Source organism: Microbacterium sp. NPDC090225 (assembly GCF_044772365.1).
Classification (GTDB): domain Bacteria; phylum Actinomycetota; class Actinomycetes; order Actinomycetales; family Microbacteriaceae; genus Microbacterium.
Genome location: NZ_JBIVYS010000001.1, coordinates 2409575 through 2427444, shown reverse-complemented (window position 1 = coordinate 2427444; position 17870 = coordinate 2409575). Strand labels below are relative to the sequence as shown.

The following is a 17870-nucleotide window of genomic DNA, read 5'->3' as shown; positions in this document are numbered from 1 at the left end:
TGGTGCCCACGACGGGGTCCCTGAGCCTGTCGAAGGGCCCGCCGCGCGTTCACCTGCAGGGAAAAGTGACACCTGCAGGGAGCATCCGCCCGCTTCTCCCTGCACGTGTGCGGATTCCCTGCGCGTGGCGCCCTTCGTCTCGTCGCTGCGTGGTTCCTGAGCGAGCGAAGCGAGACGAAGGGCTCCTCGCGCAGGGACCGGTTCTTCGCGCCGGCCCCTGAGCGAGCGCAGCGCGACGAAGGGTCAGGCCTTCGGGATCTCGGGCGTCGAGCGCGCGATCCACGCCTCGCGCATGAACCGACGCACGTCCTCGTCGACGCGGATGTCGCTCGGACGCAGCGCGCGCGACAGGTACAGGCCGTCGAGCGAGGTGAGGCGGCTCAGCGCGACGTACGTCTGCCCGGGAGCGAACGCGCCGGAGCCGAGGTCGATCACGGCGCGGTCGTAGGTCTTGCCCTGCGACTTGTGGATCGTGACCGCCCACGCCAGCCGCAGCGGGAACTGGGTGAACTCGGCCACCACGTCACGGCTGAGCTTCTTGGTGTTCTGGTCGTAGGCGTAGCGGAACCGTTCCCAGACCGCCGGCTCGACGTCGACCTCCTCGCCGTCGATGTCGACCCGCACGGCGCCGCCGAGGATGCGCAGCACCGTGCCGATCGTGCCGTTGACCCACCGCGGCGGCTCCCCCGACATCGACGTGTCGTTGCGCAGGAACATGACCTGCGCGCCGACCTTGAGCTTGAGTTCCGACTCCGCCGGCAGAGAGGCCTCGCCGCGGCCGAAGTCGCCGCTGACCTCCGCCCGCGCGGTCTGCTCCTTGCCCGGGAGTGCGGTGAGGTGGCGACTGTTGATGCCGTTGACGATGTCGTTGCGGGTGGCGAGGGTGATCATCGGCACCTCGCCCGGCTCGGGGGCGGGGGGCGTGCGCGCGCCCTGCGTGTTGAGCACTCCCGCGATCTCGGCGGTGACCCGCCCGTAGCGTACGGCGTTCAGCATCGCCTTGAACCCGTCGTCGGACTGCCGGTGGATCTGCACGAGCTCGCGCACGTGCAGCTCGGCGCGGGTGTCGACGGCGAACAGCCCGTCCTGGTCGGATTGTCCCTCGCCGCCGCCGGTGCCGGCCCACACGTGCGCGTCGAAGAACCAGAACGACCGGTAGTGGTCCTTGACGTAGCGGGCCTCATCGCCGCGGGGCGGCACGGGCGCCAGCTGGTACGGGTCGCCGAACATCACGACCTGCACCCCGCCGAACGGCTCGCCGCGGCGCCCGCGCGCCTGACGCAGCGAGCGGTCGATGGCATCCATGAGGTCGGCGTTGACCATCGAGATCTCGTCGATGACGAGCGTCTCGATCGCATTGAGGATGCGCCGGGTCGCATCGTTCTGATCGATGTCGCCGTCGGCGATGAGACCGATCGGCAACCGGAACAGCGAGTGGATCGTCTGGCCCTCGACGTTCAGCGCCGCGACGCCGGTCGGCGCGCAGATCGCGATCTGCTTCTTGGTGTTCCAGGCGAAGTACTGCAGCAGCGTCGACTTGCCGGTGCCCGCACGCCCGGTGATGAAGACGTGCTCGCCGGTGTCTTCGATGAGTCGGAAGAGCTCGTGCTGTTCTTCGGACAGGGCAGGAAGGGACACGGTTCTCGCAGAGGAAGACGGACGGATGCGGGCGCCCCACCATGCTACGGCTCGCCGCGCGACGCGAGGTGTCGGCGCTCGGCTTCGTCTCAGGACGCTTCCCTAGACTGACCCCATGGACGGGGTGGAGTCTTCAGCGCGCAGGCGCGCGCGCGTGGGGTTCGACCTCACGATCCTCGCCCTCGTCGGAATCGTCCTGATCGCGGCGCTCGGCGCCGGAGGGGCGGTCCTCTACAAGGACTACTACAGTCCCTCCGCGTTCGTCACCCGCTACCTCGATCTGCTTTCCACGGGCCGCGCCGCCGACGCCCTGCGCGTTCCGGGCGTCGCCGTCGACCGCGAGACGCTGGACGACGCGGGACTCTCGCCCACGGCATCCGAAGCTCTGCTGCGCCACGCGGCGCTGTCGCCGCTGACCGACGTGCGCATCGAGTCCGAGAAGGCCGTCGACGACGGCTTCGCGGTGACCGTCGGCTACTCGGCCGCCGGGCACCCCGGAACGACCACTTTCATCGTCACCCAGGACGGCTGGGAGGGCGTGGCCCCGCGCTGGCGGTTCCTCGACAGCCCGCTCGCCGTCGTCGATCTCACGCTGCGCGGCGCCGACCAGTTCTCGGTCAACGGCTTCGCGGTCGACCGACGTCAGGTCTCGGCCGCCGGAGTGGATGCCGCTCCCCTCGACCCGCTGCCGCTCCTCGTCTTCACGCCGGGGTTGTATGCCGTGACGGTCGACACCGCGATCTCGGAGTCGTCGGGGAGCGGAGTGCTCGCCGACACCCCTCTCGCCACCACGCCGCTCGATGTGCAGACGACGCCCACCGAGGAGTTCCTCTCGGTCGTGCAGGAGCGCGTCGAGGAGTATCTGACGACCTGCACCTCGCAGGAAGTGCTGCAGCCGACCGCGTGCCCCTTCGGCATGGAGGTCAAGAACCGCATCGCCACCCTGCCCGCGTGGTCGATCGTCGCGCAGCCGACGGTGACCGTCGCGCCCGATGGCTCGCAGTGGCAGATCCCGCCGACGGATGCCGTGGCCCACGTCGAGGTCGAGATCCGTTCGCTCTTCGACGGGTCGATCCAGGCGGTGTCGGAGGACGTGCCGTTCCAGGTGAACGGGACGATCGTGATCCTCGCCGACGGCACGGCATCGATCCGCGTCGGATCGCCCGAGGACGCGCCGGCCGAGTAGTCGGCGACCGGCTCAGCTGCGGCGGCTCAGCTGCGACCGGCGGCCGCGTCCTTGCGGTCGCGCTCGGCGAGCGCGGCGAGCTTCGCGTTGTACTCCTCCAGCTCGGCCTCGCCGGTGCGATCGGCGTGGCGGTCGCGACGCTTCTGCAGCTTGGTGTCGCTGCGGCTCCACTGGATCGCGACGGTGATCGCGAGGATGAGCGTCGGGATCTCGCCGATCGACCAGGCCACGCCGCCGCCGATGTACTGATCGTCCATCGGGTCGGGGCCCCACGTGCGCCCCATCGAGCCGAACCAGTCCGCGACCATGAGGCCCTCCTGCATCATGATCGCGACGCCGAAGAACGCGTGCATGGCCATGATGGCGATGAGGGTGATGAGGCGGCCCGGGTACGGCAGGCGGTACGGGATCGGGTCTTCGCCGATGAGCGTCAAGACGAAGAGGTAGCCCGAGATGAGGAAGTGGATGACCATCCACTCGTGCCCGAGGTGCTCGAACATCGACCAACGCACGAGGTCGGTGAAGTAGAACGCCCACAGCGACAGGATGAAGATGCCCGCCGCGACGAACGGATGCGTGACCACCTTCGAGAACGGCGAGTGCACCGCCCAGAGGATCCACTCGCGGCCGCCGCGCGTGCCGTCGTCGCGCTTGTGGATCGCGCGCAGCGCCAGCGTCACCGGGGCGCCCGACACCAGCAGCAGCGGGATCGCCATCGACAGCATCATGTGCCCGAGCATGTGCACGCTGAACAGGTACTCCTGGTACGCGTTGATCGGGCCGCAGGTGACCCAGACCAGCAGCAGCATCCCGAGCACCCAGAAGACGGTGCGGTGGATCGGCCAGCGGTCGCCGCGGCGGTGCAGACGGATCACGCCGGCGATGTAGAGGAAGAGCCCGAACCCGGCGGCGACCAGCCACAGGATGTCGAGGTCCCACGAGGTGAACCAGCGGTCGAGGGTGAACTCCGGCGGCACATTCGAGCGGGTCAGCACCTCGGCGGGGGTCTGCGCGAACGCGGCCTCCTCACCGGTCGGCGGAGGCGTGCGGGCGAGGGCCGCGGCGGCACCGGAGGCGAGGCCCATGAGGGCGACCTCGCAGAGCACGAGCATCCAGAACCAGGCGGATGCCCGGGGGCCGTCGAGCTTCGGGATCAAGCGTGCGCGGTACCAGGCGCCGAGCAGGCCCATGCCGCCCAGCAGCACCACCTTGGCGAGCAGGATCGCGCCGTAGGGGGTCCACAGCTGGCTCCAGTCGCCGAGCGCGACGACCGAGCGCGCGACGCCCGAGATCGCGACCACGAAGAACGCGGCGATCGCGAGCGACGAGTAGCGCCGCACGAGCTGCGCACTGTCGATGCCGTGACGTCCGCGCAGCAGCACGATCAGCAGCAGACCGCCGAGCCACACCGCCGCGCCGATCGTGTGCAGCAGGATCGAGTTGACCGCGACCGTGTGGCCGGCGAGGTCGCCCGAGTGCCCCTGCGTCGCGAGCGGGAGGAAGGATGCCGCGGCCAGGAGCGCCGTGATGAGCGTCGGTGTCCAGGTGCGCCACGCGAAGGCGAGCACCGTGATCACGGAGCCGAAGATGGTCGTGATCAACCATGACTGGCCGAGGGCCGTCTCGAGCAGATACCGCCCGAGCTGCGAGCCGAACTCGCGCTCGATGCTGAGCTGCGGGTTGAACGCGGCCATGAACGTCAGGAACGCGGTGAATCCCGCTGAGATCGTGAAGACCGCGGCACCGATGGAGGCGATGTTGAGGGCCGTGTCGAACGACTTCTCACCGCTCTTGAGCGCGAACAGGGCGAGCACGAGCGAGCCGAGCATCGCGGCGGCGGCGACGTTCATCGTGAGCTTGACGATCGGGGTGGCCCACATGACGAAGGGGCCCGGATCCTGCAGCAGCAGCGGCGCCGCTCCCCCACCGACGATCAACGCGGCGACGACGCCCACGATCGCGGCGACGGCGAGGATTCCGATGCCGGCGAGGCGGTAGGCCGACGCGCTCGATCGGGTCGTCGCGGCGCGGGTGTTCACCCCTCCAGCCTAAGCCGCGGCATCCGTGCCGGCTGACGTGGTGCTGGACGCCGTGGGCTCACTGCCGGGAACGCCGAAGGCCGCCACCCCGAGGGGCGGCGGCCTTCGTCAGGAAGCGTCTTACTTGACGGCTGCCTTCAGCTTGGAACCAGCGGTCACCTTGACGCGCTTGCCGGCCGGGATCTTGATCTCGGCGCCGGTCTGCGGGTTGCGGCCGGTACGAGCGGCGGTGTCGACCTGCTCGAACGAGATCCAGCCCGGGATCGAGACCTTGCTGCCCTTGGCAACGGCGTCGGAGACCGTGGAGAACAGCGCGTCGAGGACACCCGAGACGGTGGCCTGGCTCTGGCCGGTGGCGCTGGCGATGCTCGCGACGAGCTCGGTCTTGGTGATGGACTTGTCAGCCATGTCATCCTCCAGCGACGAGGATCTCGTCGCATCGTTGTGTGGATCGGAGCGGATGCCCCTGGTCGAGTGACCGCCTTGAATGTATCAATGACCACCCCCATTTCCGCGTCATTTCGCGGGTTTTGGTCATTTATTGGGCGTGTTGCACGACTTTTGTCACTCCAGTCACAGGTTTTCGGGCGTGTCCCGACCCTTTTCAGGGCCGGTGCGCCGCGATCACGGCCCGCGCCGTGCGCTCGAAAGCGGGCGATACGCGGTCGTCTCCGTCGAGGTATCCGCCCACGAGAGCGGCGTCGCGGAGAAGCACGAGTGAGGCCGCGACCTCGGCCGGGCGCTCGAGACCCGCCGCGCCGGCGACCTGCTCGAGCGTGCTGCGGAACCACTCGCGGTGCTCGTCGATCATGGTGCGCACGGGCCCCTCGCCGTCGGGGTACTCGGCCGCGGCGTTGATGAAGGGGCAGCCGCGGGTGTGCCGCAGGCGGATGTCGGCGACGATGCCGTCGATGACGGCGTCGATGAGACGTGCGGGATCGGTGACGGAGGATCCCGCCTCGGCGAACATGTCGCGCAGCATCCGATCCTCGTTCTCGAGGTAGGCGAGCACGAGGTTCTCCTTGCCGCCGAACTGCTTGTAGAGCGTGGCGCGGGTGACCTCGGCCTCGGCGATCACGCGGTCGACACCGACGGCGTGGATGCCCTCCTCGTAGAAGAGGCGCGTGGCTGCGTCGATCAGACGTGCGCGGGCGGGGCTCGGGCGCTTCGTGGTGTCGGTGCTCATCTTCTCGGTGCTCATCGTGGGTTCTCCCTTCATCGTGGCATCCGTTCGTCGATTTCTCGATCTTCGGGAATATCTTGCAGTAGATAGAACGTTCGGTCTACTATCAGCGTAACGCACTTCAGACCCGCAGGACCGAACCGCACGACCGAACACAGGAGAAAGATCATGAACAGTACCGACAAGACCCCCATCGTCCTCATCCACGGACTCTGGATGACCCCGAAGAGCTGGGACACGTGGGCCGACCGCTTCCGCGCCCAGGGCCACGAGGTCATCGTTCCCGGATGGCCCGGCATCGACGATCGCACCGTCGACGACATCCGCCGCGACCCCTCGGCCCTCAAGGGCATCGGCCTGAAGCAGATCGCCGACAACTACGAGCGCATCATCCGCGCCCTCCCCGTGAAGCCCATCATCATGGGCCACTCCTTCGGCGGCGTGCTCACGCAGATGCTCGCCGACCGCGGCCTCGGCGTCGCCTACGTGGGCGTCGCCCCCGGGCAGACCGCCGGCGTCACCGCCCTCCCCCTGTCGACCCTCTGGACCGGCACCCCGATCCTCTCGAACCCCTTCGGACGCAACGGCGCCAAACCCCTCTCGAAGCGCCACTTCCACTTCACGTTCGGCAACGACCTGCCGCGCGCGGCATCCGACGCCCTGTGGGAGGAGTACGCCGTGAACTCGTACAACCGGGTGTTCTTCGAGGGCGTGACCTCGGTGCTCAACGAGAAGGGCGGCGTCACGCACGTCGACTACGCCCGCGCCGACCGCGCCCCGCTGCTGCTCATCGCCGGCGAGATCGACCACGTCGTGCCCCCGGCCATCGTCCGCGCTCTCGAGAAGAAGTACCTCTCTTCCGGCAGCCCGGCCGTCGTCGACTACATCGAGTACCCGGGACGCACGCACCGCCTCGTCAGCCAGGACGGCTGGGAGCAGATCGCCGACCACGCCCTCGCCTGGGCGGTGCAGCACGCCGAGGCATCCGTGGCGTGAGGGGTGCGTGCCCCCACACCCCGTTGGGCGGAGAACTCACCGTTGGGCGGAGGATCGGCTCTCGATTCTCCGCCCCACACGGAGTTCTCCGCCCGTCTCACGACGCAAGGTGGAGCCTCTGGGCCACGGCGGCCAGAATCTGGGCCTGGACCGATGCCCACTGGTTCATGAGCTGGTCGTATCCGATCCGGATGACGTGATAGCCACGCAACATCAACTCCGCATCGTGAGCGATGTCGCGCGATCGCTGAACCCCGACGTGGTGACCACCATCGACCTGAATCACGAGACGCTCGCCGATCACGAAGTCCACGCGGTGACCGAACAACCACACCTGCGGCGTGATGGGGAGCCGCAGCCACGCGAGCCGAGTGCGGAAGATCGTCTCGGTCCCTGCATCCGCGAACGGCGTCGCATCCGCGAGCAGCCGACGCGCCGCGGGAGGCAGACGCACCCGGGCGAACGCGTCCGGATCGACTACCCGCATCCGCAGCGCGGACTCCCAGGTCGCGAGCGCATCTTCATGCGGCTGACAACGCGCGATGAGGACCAGCGCATTCTCGATCGAATCCTCGAGCACATCCGGATCTCGGAGGAAGAGGGGCTTGCTCCAGTGCACGACCTCCTGGCCGGCGCCGGCGTGACCTGATGCCGGGGGAGCGGCGACGTGCACACCGTCGGCACTCGAGACCCAGAGCCCCCGACGCGCCGCGAGCGTGATGCAGCTCAGCACCACACCGCGCTTCGCCGCCGCGATGAGCATCGGATCGCAATCCGGGCGCGCCACCCAGCCGCGGCACACCGAGAACACGGCACCACTGCGGATCGCCCGCCGCAACGAGTGCTCCGAGACTCCAGCCAGACGCAACGTCGAGATACGGGCGATGCCCCCTCGCGCAACGACTTCTCTCACCGCATGCATCCGTCGAGGATGCCTGTTTCGCACGTCTCTTCAGGCACGATGGCGCGGATTCTGTGGACAAACTGACGTTCACAGCGAATGTGGAGAGCAACACGTCGGGCGGAGAAGTCCTTGTGGGGCGGAGGTCTCGACTCCAAGCATCCGCCCCACGCGGAGAAGTCCGCCCATCGCGGTGCTGCACGAGACCCCAGACACGCAGAAGGGGCGAGGATCCGAAGATCCTCGCCCCTTGTGAAGCGGGTGCTTACCAGCTGGACTTGGTCACGCCGGGCAGCTCGCCACGGTGCGCCATGTCACGGAAGCGGACACGCGAGATGCCGAACTTCGTGAGGACACCACGGGGGCGGCCGTCGATGACGTCGCGCGAACGCACGCGAGCCGGCGACGCGTTGCGCGGCAGCTTCTGCAGGCCGAGGCGCGCGGCCTCACGGGCCTCGTCGGTGGCGTTCGGGTCGACCAGGGTCTTCTTCAGCTCGGCGCGACGCTCTGCGTAACGCTCGACGATGACCTTGCGCTGCTCGTTGCGAGCGATCTTGCTCTTCTTAGCCATTGATCAACGCTCCTCTCGGAATTCGACGTGCTTGCGGACGACCGGGTCGTACTTCTTGAGCACGAGGCGGTCGGGGGTGTTGCGGCGGTTCTTCTTGGTCACGTACGTGTAGCCCGTACCTGCCGTCGAACGCAGCTTGATGATCGGACGTACGTCCTGAGCCTTCTTGGCCATTAGAGCTTCACACCCTTCGCCTGGAGGTCCTTGACCACGTTCTCGATGCCGCGGACGTCGATCACCTTGATGCCCTTGGCGGACACGTTGAGCGTGATCTTACGACCGAGCGACGGAACGAAATAGGTCTTCTTCTGCACGTTCGGGTCGAAGCGACGCTTCGTCCGGCGGTGCGAGTGCGAGACGTTGTGACCGAAACCGGGAACAGCTCCGGTCACCTGGCACACTGCTGCCATGATGACTCCTTCTATACCGTGAGGCCGGACGGCCCCACCCAAGATCCCTTGTCTGCACGCCATCCGCCCGACCCTTCGACGAGCTCAGGGACCCAAACGGAACAGCATGCGAACTGCGCACAGGAGTGTGCACAGACAATCGCCAATGCTATCACAGGCCGAGCGTCCGTTCGGAACGCCGAAAGGCCCGCGGATGCCGGAGCACCCGCGGGCCTTCGGGAACCGGAGAACCTACTCGGTGACCGGGATCGACGCGGACTTCAGCGCGTCGACCGTGGAGGTCTGCGCGTCCTTCAGCGCGTCGGCGAGGGTGCCGCTGCCGCTGACCGCACCCTTGAAGCCGTCGGAGACGTCGGCGTAGGTCTGCGTCATGGTCGGGCCCCACACGAAGTCGGGCGAGACCTGCGTGGCCGCCTCGGCGAACACGTCGTAGATCTTCTGGCCGCCGTAGAACTCGACGCCGTCGGCGTAGACCGGCAGCTTCAGGCCGGCGGTGGTGGCCGGGTAGAGGTTCGCCGCCTCCGCGAGAGCGGTGAGCGCCTCCTCGGAGGTGTTCAGCCACAGCGCGAACTTGGTCGCCTCGTAGACGTGCTCGCTGCCCTTGAGGACCGCGGTCGACGATCCGCCCCAGTTGCCGGCGACGCTGTCACCCGCGCTCCACTGCGGGAGCGGCGCGACGGCCCAGTTGCCGGCGGTGTCGGGGGCACCGCTCGAGATGGAGTTCGCACCCCAGACGGCGGAGTTCCAGGTCCAGACCTCGCCCGAGTTGTAGGCGTTGTTCCACTCGTCGGTCCAGGCCGGGACGGTGGCGACGAGGTCGTCGTCGAGCAGCCCCTGCCAGTAGTCGGCGACCGAGACGGACTGCTCGCCGTCGAGCGAGACGGTCCAGCCCTGGTCGTCGCTCGAGAACCACTGTCCGCCGTCCTGCCAGACGAAGCCGGCGAACTGGTTGATGTCGGACTGCGAGAAGTTGGTGATGTAGCCGCCCAGCGCGCGGATCTGCACCGCGGCCTCGCGGTACTCGTCCCACGTGGTGGGGATCGGGATGTCGTTCTGCTCGAACAGGTCGGCGCGGTAGAACAGCGCCATCGGGCCGATGTCCTGCGGGATGCCGTAGACGCCCTCGGTTCCGAGCGTCACCTGGCCCCACGCCCAGTCGACGAAGTCGCCCTCGGCGGCCACGACGTCTTCGCAGGCGCTGAGGTCTTCGATGCCGTCCTGCACGAGGAAGTTCGGCAGGGCGTCGTACTCGATCTGACCGAGGTCGGGGGCGTCGCCCGCCTGGATCTGGTTGAAGAAGTTCTGATACGTGCCACCGTTGCCGTTGGGGCCGGTCTGCACCTTCACCTGGATCTCGGGGTTCTCGTCGTTCCAGATCTTCACCACGTCTTCGATCCCGGGGATCCACGACGTGAACTCGAGCGTGACGTCGCCGTCCGCCGGGGTGCAGGCGGCGGCGTCGCCCCCTGTCGAGGTGTCTCCGCCACCGGCGGAGCATCCCGTGAGCACGAGCGCCGCGATGGCGATCGCGCCGGCTGCCTTCTTCTTCGAATGCTGCATTTCTGACCTTTCTCGGGTGGTGCATCGCCGGACGGTCCATCCGCCCGGCAACCTGCTCACTTCAGGGCGCCGGCGCCCAGACCGTTACGCCAGAAGCGCTGGAGCAGGAGGAACGTGATGATGAGGGGGATGACCGACAGCAGGGCGCCGATCAGTACGAGGCCGCGCAGCTCGGGGAGCTGGTTCAACTGGTTGTTCCAGTTGTAGAGGCCGTAGACGACGGGGAAGAGCTCTTCGCTGCGCAGCATGATCATCGGCAGGAAGAAGTTGTTCCAGATCGCGACGAACTGGAAGAGGAACATCGTCACCAGCGCCGGGGTCATCAGGCGGATGCTGACGGTGAAGAACGTGCGGATCTCCCCCGCCCCGTCGAGACGGCTCGCCTCGAGGAGCTCGTCGGGCACCGACGACGCCGCGAAGATGCGCGCGAGGTACACGCCGAACGGGCTGACGATCGAGGGCAGGAACACCGACCAGAAGGTGTTCGTGAGGTTCGCCTGGCTGAAGATGAGGAACAGCGGCAGGGCGAGCGCGGTCGCGGGCACGAGCACACCGCCGAGCACGATGTCGAAGAGCGCGTTGCGCCCCGGGAATCGGTACTTGGCGAGCGCGTACCCGGCCATCGCGGCGAGGAGGGTGGCGATCGCGCCGCCGAGCGCGGCGTAGAGCACCGAGTTCAGCATCCACTTCAGGTAGACGCCGTCGCGGTAGGCGAACAGGTCGACGATGTTGTCGAAGAACTTCACGTCGGCGAACCACAGCGGGGCCGTCGTGAGGATGTCGCTGTTGTCCTTGCTCGCCGCGACCAGCAGCCACCACAGCGGCAGCAGGAAGTACACGGTGAACACGGCCATGATGAGCATCGCGGCACCGCGCGAGAGGCCCGATTCGCGGGCGGCGCGTCCGGTCGAGCGGCGCGCGCCGATGATCGTCGCGGTGGTCATGCGTTCTGCTCCTTGCGCTGCATGTACTTCATGAATCCGAACGAGAGCACGAAGGTGGTCACCGCGAGCACGACCGAGAAGGCCGCCGCGAGGTTCGTGTTCGGGATGGATGCCGTCGCGAACACGGTCATGTTCGGCGTGAACGTGCTGGTGACCGCCGAGCTGAACGAGCGGAAGACCTGCGGCTCGGCGAGCAGCTGCAGCGTGCCGATGATCGAGAAGATCGCGGTCATCACGATCGCCGGTCGCACGAGCGGGATCTTGATCGACCAGGCGATGCGCCACTGCCCGGCGCCGTCGAGGCGGGCCGCTTCGTAGAGCTCGGTCGGGATCGACAGCAGCGACGAGTAGATGATGAGCATGTTGTAGCCGACGTAGACCCAGGTCACGACGTTGGCGATCGACCAGAGCACCAGATCGGCGCCGAGGAAGTCGATGTTCTTGGTGATCGCGGTGAAGGGCGACAGGTTCGGCGAGAACAGCGAGCCCCACATGATCGCGGCGATCACGCCGGGCACCGCATAGGGCACGAAGAACGCGAGTCGGAAGAAGCGCTTGCCCTTGACCAGCGGCGAGTCGAGCAGCAGGGCGAAGAGCAGCGCGAGGCCGAGCATGATGGGCACCTGCACGACGCCGAAGAGCAGCATCCGCCCCATCGAGTTCCAGAAGGCCGAGTCCTGGAAGACCTGCACGTACTGGGCGAAGCCGCCGAAGACGAGCTCGGCCTTGCCGAAGGTGCCCTCGCGGCGCACGACCAGCAGCGACTGCCAGAACGCGTAGGCGATGGGGGCGACGTAGAACAGCGCGAACAGCACGCCGAACGGCAGGAACAGGAAGGCGATGGCGCCCTTGTGCGGGATGCGGGATCGACGCCGACCGGGCGCCGCGCCGGTCTTCGCCGGCGCTGTGAGCGTGGTGGTCATACATCCTCCTTGATGATGCGGACCGCCCCGGCGGGGACGGTGATGATGCCGGTGACGGCGGAGCCGGTGAGGAGCTCGGTGCCGGTTGCCGCGACCTCGACAGGGTCTGCGCCGTGGTTGATGACGAAGCGGTAGGCGGCATCCGCTCCGACGCGGCGCACCACGTCGACGTCGGGTCCGGCACCGGGTGCCGCGGCGATGCCCGCCGCGTCGGCGAGCCGCGTGACGAGCGCGCCGTAGGCCTCGGGCGACGGCTGGGTCGCGAGGTACCAGGCCTCGCCGGCGCCCTGGGCGCGGCGGGTGATCGCGGGGTGACCGGCGGAGGGCCCGTCGACGAAGGAGGCGATGGCCTCGGCATCCGTCGTGCGCATCCGCTCGCTCCAGACGGATGCCGTCGAGCCGTCGCTCAGCGCGACGCTCTGCCCCGGCACGAGAGGGGCGAACTCCTCGGAGCGGATGCCGAGCAGCTCGCGGAACGCGCCGGGGTAGCCACCCGTGCGCACGCGATCCTCGGCGTCGACGATGCCGCTGTAGAAGGTGACGAGCACGGTCGCTCCGCGCTCGACGGCGCGGGCGATGACGGCCGCCTCCTCGTCGCGCACGACGTGCAGGGCCGGCACGACGATCAGGCGGTAGTCGTCGAGGGCGGCGCCCGGGCGCACGATGTCGGCGACGATCCCGGCATCCGCCAGCGCGGTGTGCGCGGCGTGCACCTGGTCGAGGTAGCGCACCTCTTCGCTCGGGCGACCCTCGTTCTCGACGGCCCACCAGTTCTCCCACGAGAACAGCACCGCGGCGTCGGCGACGACGCGGGTGCCGGCGACCTCGCCGAGGCTCTCGAGCATGCGCCCCAGGTCGACGGTTCCGCGCCACAGGTCGCTGTCGGTGCCGGCGTGCGGCAGCAGGGCGGAGTGGTACTTCTCGGCGCCCTGGGTCGAGGCGCGCCACTGGAAGAAGCAGATGCCGTCGGCGCCGCGGGCCACGTGCGAGGCGACGTTGCGGGTGAGCTCGCCCGGGGCCTTGGCGAGGTTGACCGGCTGCCAGTTGACGGCGCTGGTCGAGGTCTCCATGAGCAGCCAGGGGTCGCCTTCGGCGAGGCCGCGGGTGAGGTCGGCGGCGAACGAGAGCTCCTGGCGCGGGTTCTCGAGGCGGCGGTCGAGGTAGTGGTCGTTGGCGACGAGGTCCATGTCGGCGGTCCACGACCAGTAGTCGAGCGCGCGGATGTGGGCGGTGACCATGAAGTTCGTCGTCACGGGGATGTCGCTGTGCGCGCGGATGATGTCCGCCTCGGCGCGGTAGAGCGCGAGCTGCTCGTCGGAGCTGAAGCGCTGGAAGTCGAGCACCTGCCCCGGGTTGCGCAGCGAGAGCGCCTGCGCGGGCACCTGCACCTCGTCGAACGAGCCGTAGCGCTGGCTCCAGAAGCTGGTTCCCCAGGCGGTGTTCAGCGCGGCGATGTCGTCGGCGTAGCGCTCGCGCAGCCAGGCGCGGAAGGCGGCGGTGCTGGTCTCGCAGTAGCAGAGGGCGTTGTGGCAGCCGAGCTCGTTCGAGACGTGCCAGAGGGTGACGGCCGGGTGCGAGCCGTAGCGCTCGACGACGCGGCGGGTGACCTCGGCGGCGTAGGCCCGGAAGACGGGGCTGCTCGGGCAATAGGCCTGACGGCCGCCCTGGTGGAAGACGGTGCCGTCGATGCCCTCGGGCAGGATCTCGGGGTGCTTCGTCGTGAGCCACGGCGGCGGGGAGGCCGTGCCGGTGCCGAGGTCGACGCGGATGCCGGCGGCGTGCAGCTGAGCGACGATCTCGTCGAGGCCGGAGAAGTCCCAGCGGCCCTCGCCCGGGTTGATCGTCGACCAGCCGAAGATGTTGATCGCGACGAGCCCCACGCCCGCTTCGCGCATGAGGCGGATGTCTTCGGGCCAGACGCTGCGATCCCACTGCTCCGGGTTGTAGTCGCATCCGAAGACGAGACCCTCCCCCTCGGACAGAGAGGAGATGAGGGTGGGCGCGGCGGCGGGCATTCGGTTTCGCTCCTTTGCGGAAGAGATGTGTGCACGTGCACAGTTTGGTTCACGAAAAGATCGGGATGATTTTCTGTGAACGTGCACACATCGTCACATGTCGGGCGGCTCGACGTCAAGTCCAGTCGCTAGGCTGTGGAGCATGAGCTCCCATCCGCGCCGTCGCAGCACCGTGCACGACGTCGCGCGCGTGGCCGGCGTCTCACGCGGAACGGTGAGCCGCGTGCTCAACGGGGGCTACGTCTCGGACTCCTCCCGCACCGCGATCGAAGAGGCCATCCGCGAGGTCGGCTACGTGCCCAACACCGCCGCGCGCAACCTCGTGCGCCAGCGCACCCAGGCCGTCGCGTTCATCGTGCACGAGCCGCACGCGCTGTTCCTCGAAGACCCCAACATCGGCGCGATCATGCTCGGCACCAACGAGACGCTCTCCGAGGCCGACTACCAGATGGTGTGCCTCGTGGTGGATTCCGACCGGGACACCGAGCGGGTCGCCCGCTACCTCAACGGCGGTTTCGTCGACGGCGCCGTCATCGTCTCGGCCCGCGCGCAGGACCCCATCACGAAGGCCGTCATGCGCCTCGACCTGCCCGTCGCCTACGTCGGGCACCCGCCCGACGTCGACGCGGCGTGGGTCGGCGTCGACAACCACGGCGCCGCCCGTGCGATCACCTCTCGCCTGCACGCGACCGGGCGCCGCCGCATCGGCATGATCGCCGCCGCCCTCGACCGCGACTCGGGCGCCGACCGCCTCGCCGGATTCACCGAGGCGCTGGGCGACGACTTCGACCCCGGTCTCGTCGAACCCGTGCCGCTGTACTCCTACGCCGACGGCGCCGCGGCCATGGGCAGGCTGCTCGAGCGCGCCCCCGACATCGACGGCGTGTTCGCCGCATCGGATGCCGTCGCCGCCGGCGCGATCTGGGCGCTGCGCGAGGCCGGTCGCCGCGTGCCAGAAGACGTCGGCATCGTCGGCTTCGACAACAGCACCTGGGCGTTGCGCACCACTCCCCTGCTCTCGACGGTCGACCAGCCCGCCGAAGGACTCGGCGCGGCAGCCGCGGCATCCGTGCTCGCGCAGCTGCGCGGCGACGAGCCCGCCGCCCGCACCGGCATCATGCTCGACACCCCCGTCGTGTGGCGCGACTCCGCCTGACGGGTGTTTCGGCGCGGGACGCTTCGACAGGCTCAGCGACCCAGTGGTGCGGCGTCCGTCCGGGGCGGGACGCTTCGACGAGCTCAGCGACCCAGTGGTGCAACGGCCGTCAGGAACTGGGTCCCTGAGCCTGTCGAAGGGCCCCACCACGCGACGCGTCCTCGGCGCCGCGGCCCCAGCGGAACGGCGAGACCGTCGGGTCGCCGGCGATCCAGAAACGCCAGGGAAAGGCATCCGTCCCCGCGATCCCGGCCACGCCGACCCGCGGGCCCGACGCGACGTCGACCGGCTCGTCGCTCAGCCACAGCTCGGCGCGCGCGCCGTGCCACTCCGCACCCGTGACCGCGTCGATGCCGTCGTGGAGCGGATGCTTCAGCCCCACCGCCTGCCCGAACCGCCCGGGTCCGCGCGCGAGATCCCGTCGCACCCGGGGCGTCAGCGCCGCGTCGATGCCGCGGCGGTGCGCGACGGCATCCGCTCCTTCGACGACCTCCCCGGCGCGCAGCAGCACACCGCCGGCCACCCCCTCGGGCCCGCAGACGACGTTGACGCACGAGTGGATGCCGTGGCTCAGGTACACGTAGAGATGCCCGGGCTCACCCCACATCGTGGCGTTGCGGGCGGTACGTCCCATGCGGGCGTGGGAGCCGGGATCGACCTGCTCGCCGGTGCCCTGCCCGTGATACGCCTCGACCTCGGTGAGGCGCATCCGCACCTCGACGGCCGGCTCACCGGGCACCGCGACGACCGTGCGCAGCTCGGCGCCCAGCAGCCGCGGGGCGACGTCGACCGGCAGACCGCTCAGCTCGTCGCGGGTCGCCCGGTGCAGAGCTCCGACCATGTCAGAAGCGCGGAGCCGTCTGGCACCACGAGGCGTCGAAGCCGGTGAGAGCCACCATCTCGTCGCCCGTGCGCAGGTCGATGAGGTGCGTCTCCATCTTCTTCGGCAGCGGGAGCAGCATCTCGTCGTAGGGGTTGTCGGTCATGTTCGGGGCGATCACCACCGCCGCGTACTGGCCGCTGGGCGAGGCGCACGCCTGCAGGATCGAATCCGTCGAGGGAACCTCGATCAGCGGGCTCGCCGTACCTTCGTCGTCGACCTTCACGACCGCCTGTCCGGTCGGGATGCCCAGGTCGTTGCGCTGCACGACGTGCCGCAGTGTGCCGCCGGGGAACGGCGTGATGGTCGAGGCGATGCCGTAGTCGGGGTTCGAGGCGGCGAGCGGCTGCTCCGATCCGTCGGCCAGATTGAGCTCGACGACCGTGCCGTCGAGGCGCTCGACGATCGCGGTGTAGGTGCCGCGGCTGATGCCCTGGATGTTCGCGGCCAGGCCGAGCGACTGCACTCCCGCATCGCTCGAACGGTCGACGAGCGACAGCGCGCCGTCGAAATCGATGAACAGCACCGCGGCGCTGTCGGGCACGAACTGCCACGCGAAGATGCTGGCCTCGGCGTCGCCGACCTCGATGATCTGCGGCTCGGAGTCCTTGTCGTTCAGCGACTGGGTCACGAGCACGCTCGCGCGCCCCTCGGTGTCGCTGAGCTCGCGGTCGGAGTAGCTGTAGCCGACGAGTCCGCCGCGCTCCGACACCTGGATCGATCCGACGTACCCCTCGCCGGGCAGCGGCAGCTCGCGCTGATTGCCGCCGTCGTGGTCCATCACGAGGATGTGCGAGCCGTCGTCCTGCTCGACCGTGACGACCAACTGCGACGAGGTCGCCCGGAAGTCGTTGATCTTGTCGGCGGCGAACACCGGCACGCCGTTCTCGCCGGTGAGGTCGGTCTGGAAGATCTTGTCTTCCTTGTCGCTGCGGTTGAGCAGGAAGATGGTCGAGGGCGGCGTGGTGAACGTCGTCGTCAGGTCGTTCTTCGGCCCGCCCGATGCGCCGGTCGCGTCGGCGACCGTGACCGTGTACTCGGTCTCATCGTCGAGCGGGACCGTGAATCGGATGCCGATGCCCCGGCCCGCGGCATCCACCGTGAACGGCACCGACGGCTCGACCGTCACCTGCGCGGGGTCGATCGCCGCGAGCGACTGGTTGGCCGTGAGGATGAGCCGGCTGCCCGAGGCGTCGATCGCGTGCGCCGGGTCGACCTGCACCTCGGTGATGCGCGGACCCTGCGTGAGGCTCACGACGCCGAGACCGGCGCCCACCAGCACCAGGATGCCGAGCACCGCGGCGAGCGCGATCCCGAACCGGCGGGAGCGCTTCGGCGGCTCGGGAGCCGGGCCGCTCGTTTCGGGGGCCGAAGCGACAGATGTCGGACGGTCCGGCTCAAGAGGTCCGACATCCGTCTTCTCGGCCCCCGAAGTGACGGGCGCCTCGTAGGACGAACGGCGCGCCGG

General features: G+C 68.8%; 17 protein-coding genes. 3 read left to right on the top strand and 14 right to left on the bottom strand.

Going from position 1 to position 17870, the window contains the following annotated elements:
* Positions 1 to 243: 243 nt before the first annotated feature.
* A complete protein-coding gene (locus tag ACIQTT_RS11705) occupies positions 244 to 1638 on the bottom strand; it encodes an ATP-dependent RecD-like DNA helicase (protein ID WP_402789891.1) in 1395 nt (464 codons plus the stop codon).
* 115 nt (positions 1639 to 1753) lie between these two features.
* On the opposite strand from ACIQTT_RS11705, the gene ACIQTT_RS11700 reads away from it, so the two are divergent.
* Positions 1754 to 2824 (top strand): hypothetical protein, encoded by a 1071-nt coding sequence (locus ACIQTT_RS11700; protein ID WP_402789888.1) that lies wholly within the window; start codon positions 1754 to 1756, stop codon positions 2822 to 2824.
* A 26-nt stretch (positions 2825 to 2850) separates the two neighbouring features.
* Here ACIQTT_RS11700 and ACIQTT_RS11695 read toward each other — a convergent pair whose 3' ends face one another.
* The 3 genes from ACIQTT_RS11695 to ACIQTT_RS11685 form a co-directional block, all read right to left on the bottom strand.
* Complete coding sequence (locus tag ACIQTT_RS11695; RefSeq protein WP_402789885.1) at positions 2851 to 4863, bottom strand: cytochrome c oxidase assembly protein; 2013 nt, start codon at positions 4861 to 4863, stop codon at positions 2851 to 2853.
* 120 nt (positions 4864 to 4983) lie between these two features.
* Complete coding sequence (locus ACIQTT_RS11690) at positions 4984 to 5271, bottom strand: HU family DNA-binding protein (RefSeq protein ID WP_247624225.1); 288 nt, start codon at positions 5269 to 5271, stop codon at positions 4984 to 4986.
* 196 nt (positions 5272 to 5467) lie between these two features.
* The gene (locus tag ACIQTT_RS11685; RefSeq protein WP_402789882.1) at positions 5468 to 6064 is read right to left on the bottom strand and encodes a TetR/AcrR family transcriptional regulator; all 597 of its coding nucleotides are present in this window, start codon (positions 6062 to 6064) and stop codon (positions 5468 to 5470) included.
* A 150-nt stretch (positions 6065 to 6214) separates the two neighbouring features.
* Between ACIQTT_RS11685 and ACIQTT_RS11680 the strand changes: the two genes are divergently transcribed.
* Positions 6215 to 7042 carry an alpha/beta hydrolase gene (locus ACIQTT_RS11680; protein ID WP_402789879.1) on the top strand — a complete coding sequence of 276 codons (828 nt, stop codon included), beginning with the start codon at positions 6215 to 6217 and terminating at the stop codon, positions 7040 to 7042.
* A gap of 97 nt (positions 7043 to 7139) precedes the next feature.
* Here ACIQTT_RS11680 and ACIQTT_RS11675 read toward each other — a convergent pair whose 3' ends face one another.
* The 8 genes from ACIQTT_RS11675 to ACIQTT_RS11640 all read right to left on the bottom strand — a co-directional run bounded on the left by ACIQTT_RS11675 (position 7140) and on the right by ACIQTT_RS11640 (position 14366).
* Positions 7140 to 7964: an endonuclease domain-containing protein gene (locus ACIQTT_RS11675; protein WP_402789876.1), complete on the bottom strand. Its 825-nt coding sequence runs from the start codon at positions 7962 to 7964 to the stop codon at positions 7140 to 7142.
* 244 nt (positions 7965 to 8208) lie between these two features.
* The gene (gene rpsN / locus ACIQTT_RS11670; protein WP_046014936.1) at positions 8209 to 8514 is read right to left on the bottom strand and encodes a 30S ribosomal protein S14; all 306 of its coding nucleotides are present in this window, start codon (positions 8512 to 8514) and stop codon (positions 8209 to 8211) included.
* Between the two features lie 3 nt (positions 8515 to 8517).
* Entirely contained in the window at positions 8518 to 8688 is a 171-nt protein-coding gene (gene rpmG, locus ACIQTT_RS11665) for a 50S ribosomal protein L33 (protein WP_046014935.1), read from the bottom strand.
* Positions 8688 to 8924: a 50S ribosomal protein L28 gene (gene rpmB, locus ACIQTT_RS11660; RefSeq protein WP_017203559.1), complete on the bottom strand. Its 237-nt coding sequence runs from the start codon at positions 8922 to 8924 to the stop codon at positions 8688 to 8690. The genes rpmG and rpmB overlap by 1 nt, the downstream gene beginning before the upstream one ends.
* 231 nt (positions 8925 to 9155) lie before the next feature.
* The gene (locus ACIQTT_RS11655; RefSeq protein ID WP_402789871.1) at positions 9156 to 10484 is read right to left on the bottom strand and encodes an ABC transporter substrate-binding protein; all 1329 of its coding nucleotides are present in this window, start codon (positions 10482 to 10484) and stop codon (positions 9156 to 9158) included.
* 56 nt (positions 10485 to 10540) lie between these two features.
* Positions 10541 to 11428 (bottom strand): carbohydrate ABC transporter permease, encoded by an 888-nt coding sequence (locus ACIQTT_RS11650; protein ID WP_402789868.1) that lies wholly within the window; start codon positions 11426 to 11428, stop codon positions 10541 to 10543.
* Entirely contained in the window at positions 11425 to 12351 is a 927-nt protein-coding gene (locus ACIQTT_RS11645) for a carbohydrate ABC transporter permease (protein WP_247624219.1), read from the bottom strand. Before ACIQTT_RS11645 ends, ACIQTT_RS11650 begins: the two co-directional genes overlap by 4 nt.
* A complete protein-coding gene (locus ACIQTT_RS11640; protein WP_402789865.1) occupies positions 12348 to 14366 on the bottom strand; it encodes a beta-galactosidase in 2019 nt (672 codons plus the stop codon). Before ACIQTT_RS11640 ends, ACIQTT_RS11645 begins: the two co-directional genes overlap by 4 nt.
* Before the next feature lie 142 nt (positions 14367 to 14508).
* Between ACIQTT_RS11640 and ACIQTT_RS11635 the strand changes: the two genes are divergently transcribed.
* Positions 14509 to 15522: a LacI family DNA-binding transcriptional regulator gene (locus ACIQTT_RS11635; protein WP_402789862.1), complete on the top strand. Its 1014-nt coding sequence runs from the start codon at positions 14509 to 14511 to the stop codon at positions 15520 to 15522.
* Between the two features lie 109 nt (positions 15523 to 15631).
* Here the strand turns inward: ACIQTT_RS11635 and ACIQTT_RS11630 are convergent, their stop codons facing one another.
* Both ACIQTT_RS11630 and ACIQTT_RS11625 read right to left on the bottom strand, forming a co-directional pair.
* Positions 15632 to 16363, bottom strand: coding sequence for a DNA-3-methyladenine glycosylase (locus tag ACIQTT_RS11630; RefSeq protein ID WP_402789859.1), 732 nt, complete (start codon positions 16361 to 16363; stop codon positions 15632 to 15634).
* Between the two features lies 1 nt (position 16364).
* The gene (locus ACIQTT_RS11625) at positions 16365 to 17699 is read right to left on the bottom strand and encodes a hypothetical protein (RefSeq protein WP_402789856.1); all 1335 of its coding nucleotides are present in this window, start codon (positions 17697 to 17699) and stop codon (positions 16365 to 16367) included.
* Between the last annotated feature and the right edge of the window lie 171 nt (positions 17700 to 17870).

Excerpts from the sequence above, each read along its gene's own strand:
- ACIQTT_RS11700 (WP_402789888.1), top strand. The coding sequence starts at position 1,754 with ATGGACGGGGTGGAGTCTTCAGCGCGCAGGCGCGCGCGCGTGGGGTTC.
- ACIQTT_RS11690 (WP_247624225.1), bottom strand. The coding sequence starts at position 5,271 with ATGGCTGACAAGTCCATCACCAAGACCGAGCTCGTCGCGAGCATCGCC.
- ACIQTT_RS11685 (WP_402789882.1), bottom strand. The coding sequence starts at position 6,064 with ATGAGCACCGAGAAGATGAGCACCGACACCACGAAGCGCCCGAGCCCC.
- ACIQTT_RS11680 (WP_402789879.1), top strand. The coding sequence starts at position 6,215 with ATGAACAGTACCGACAAGACCCCCATCGTCCTCATCCACGGACTCTGG.
- ACIQTT_RS11675 (WP_402789876.1), bottom strand. The coding sequence starts at position 7,964 with ATGCATGCGGTGAGAGAAGTCGTTGCGCGAGGGGGCATCGCCCGTATC.
- rpsN (WP_046014936.1), bottom strand. The coding sequence starts at position 8,514 with ATGGCTAAGAAGAGCAAGATCGCTCGCAACGAGCAGCGCAAGGTCATC.
- rpmG (WP_046014935.1), bottom strand. The coding sequence starts at position 8,688 with ATGGCCAAGAAGGCTCAGGACGTACGTCCGATCATCAAGCTGCGTTCG.
- rpmB (WP_017203559.1), bottom strand. The coding sequence starts at position 8,924 with ATGGCAGCAGTGTGCCAGGTGACCGGAGCTGTTCCCGGTTTCGGTCAC.
- ACIQTT_RS11655 (WP_402789871.1), bottom strand. The coding sequence starts at position 10,484 with ATGCAGCATTCGAAGAAGAAGGCAGCCGGCGCGATCGCCATCGCGGCG.
- ACIQTT_RS11650 (WP_402789868.1), bottom strand. The coding sequence starts at position 11,428 with ATGACCACCGCGACGATCATCGGCGCGCGCCGCTCGACCGGACGCGCC.
- ACIQTT_RS11645 (WP_247624219.1), bottom strand. The coding sequence starts at position 12,351 with ATGACCACCACGCTCACAGCGCCGGCGAAGACCGGCGCGGCGCCCGGT.
- ACIQTT_RS11640 (WP_402789865.1), bottom strand. The coding sequence starts at position 14,366 with ATGCCCGCCGCCGCGCCCACCCTCATCTCCTCTCTGTCCGAGGGGGAG.
- ACIQTT_RS11635 (WP_402789862.1), top strand. The coding sequence starts at position 14,509 with ATGAGCTCCCATCCGCGCCGTCGCAGCACCGTGCACGACGTCGCGCGC.
- ACIQTT_RS11630 (WP_402789859.1), bottom strand. The coding sequence starts at position 16,363 with ATGGTCGGAGCTCTGCACCGGGCGACCCGCGACGAGCTGAGCGGTCTG.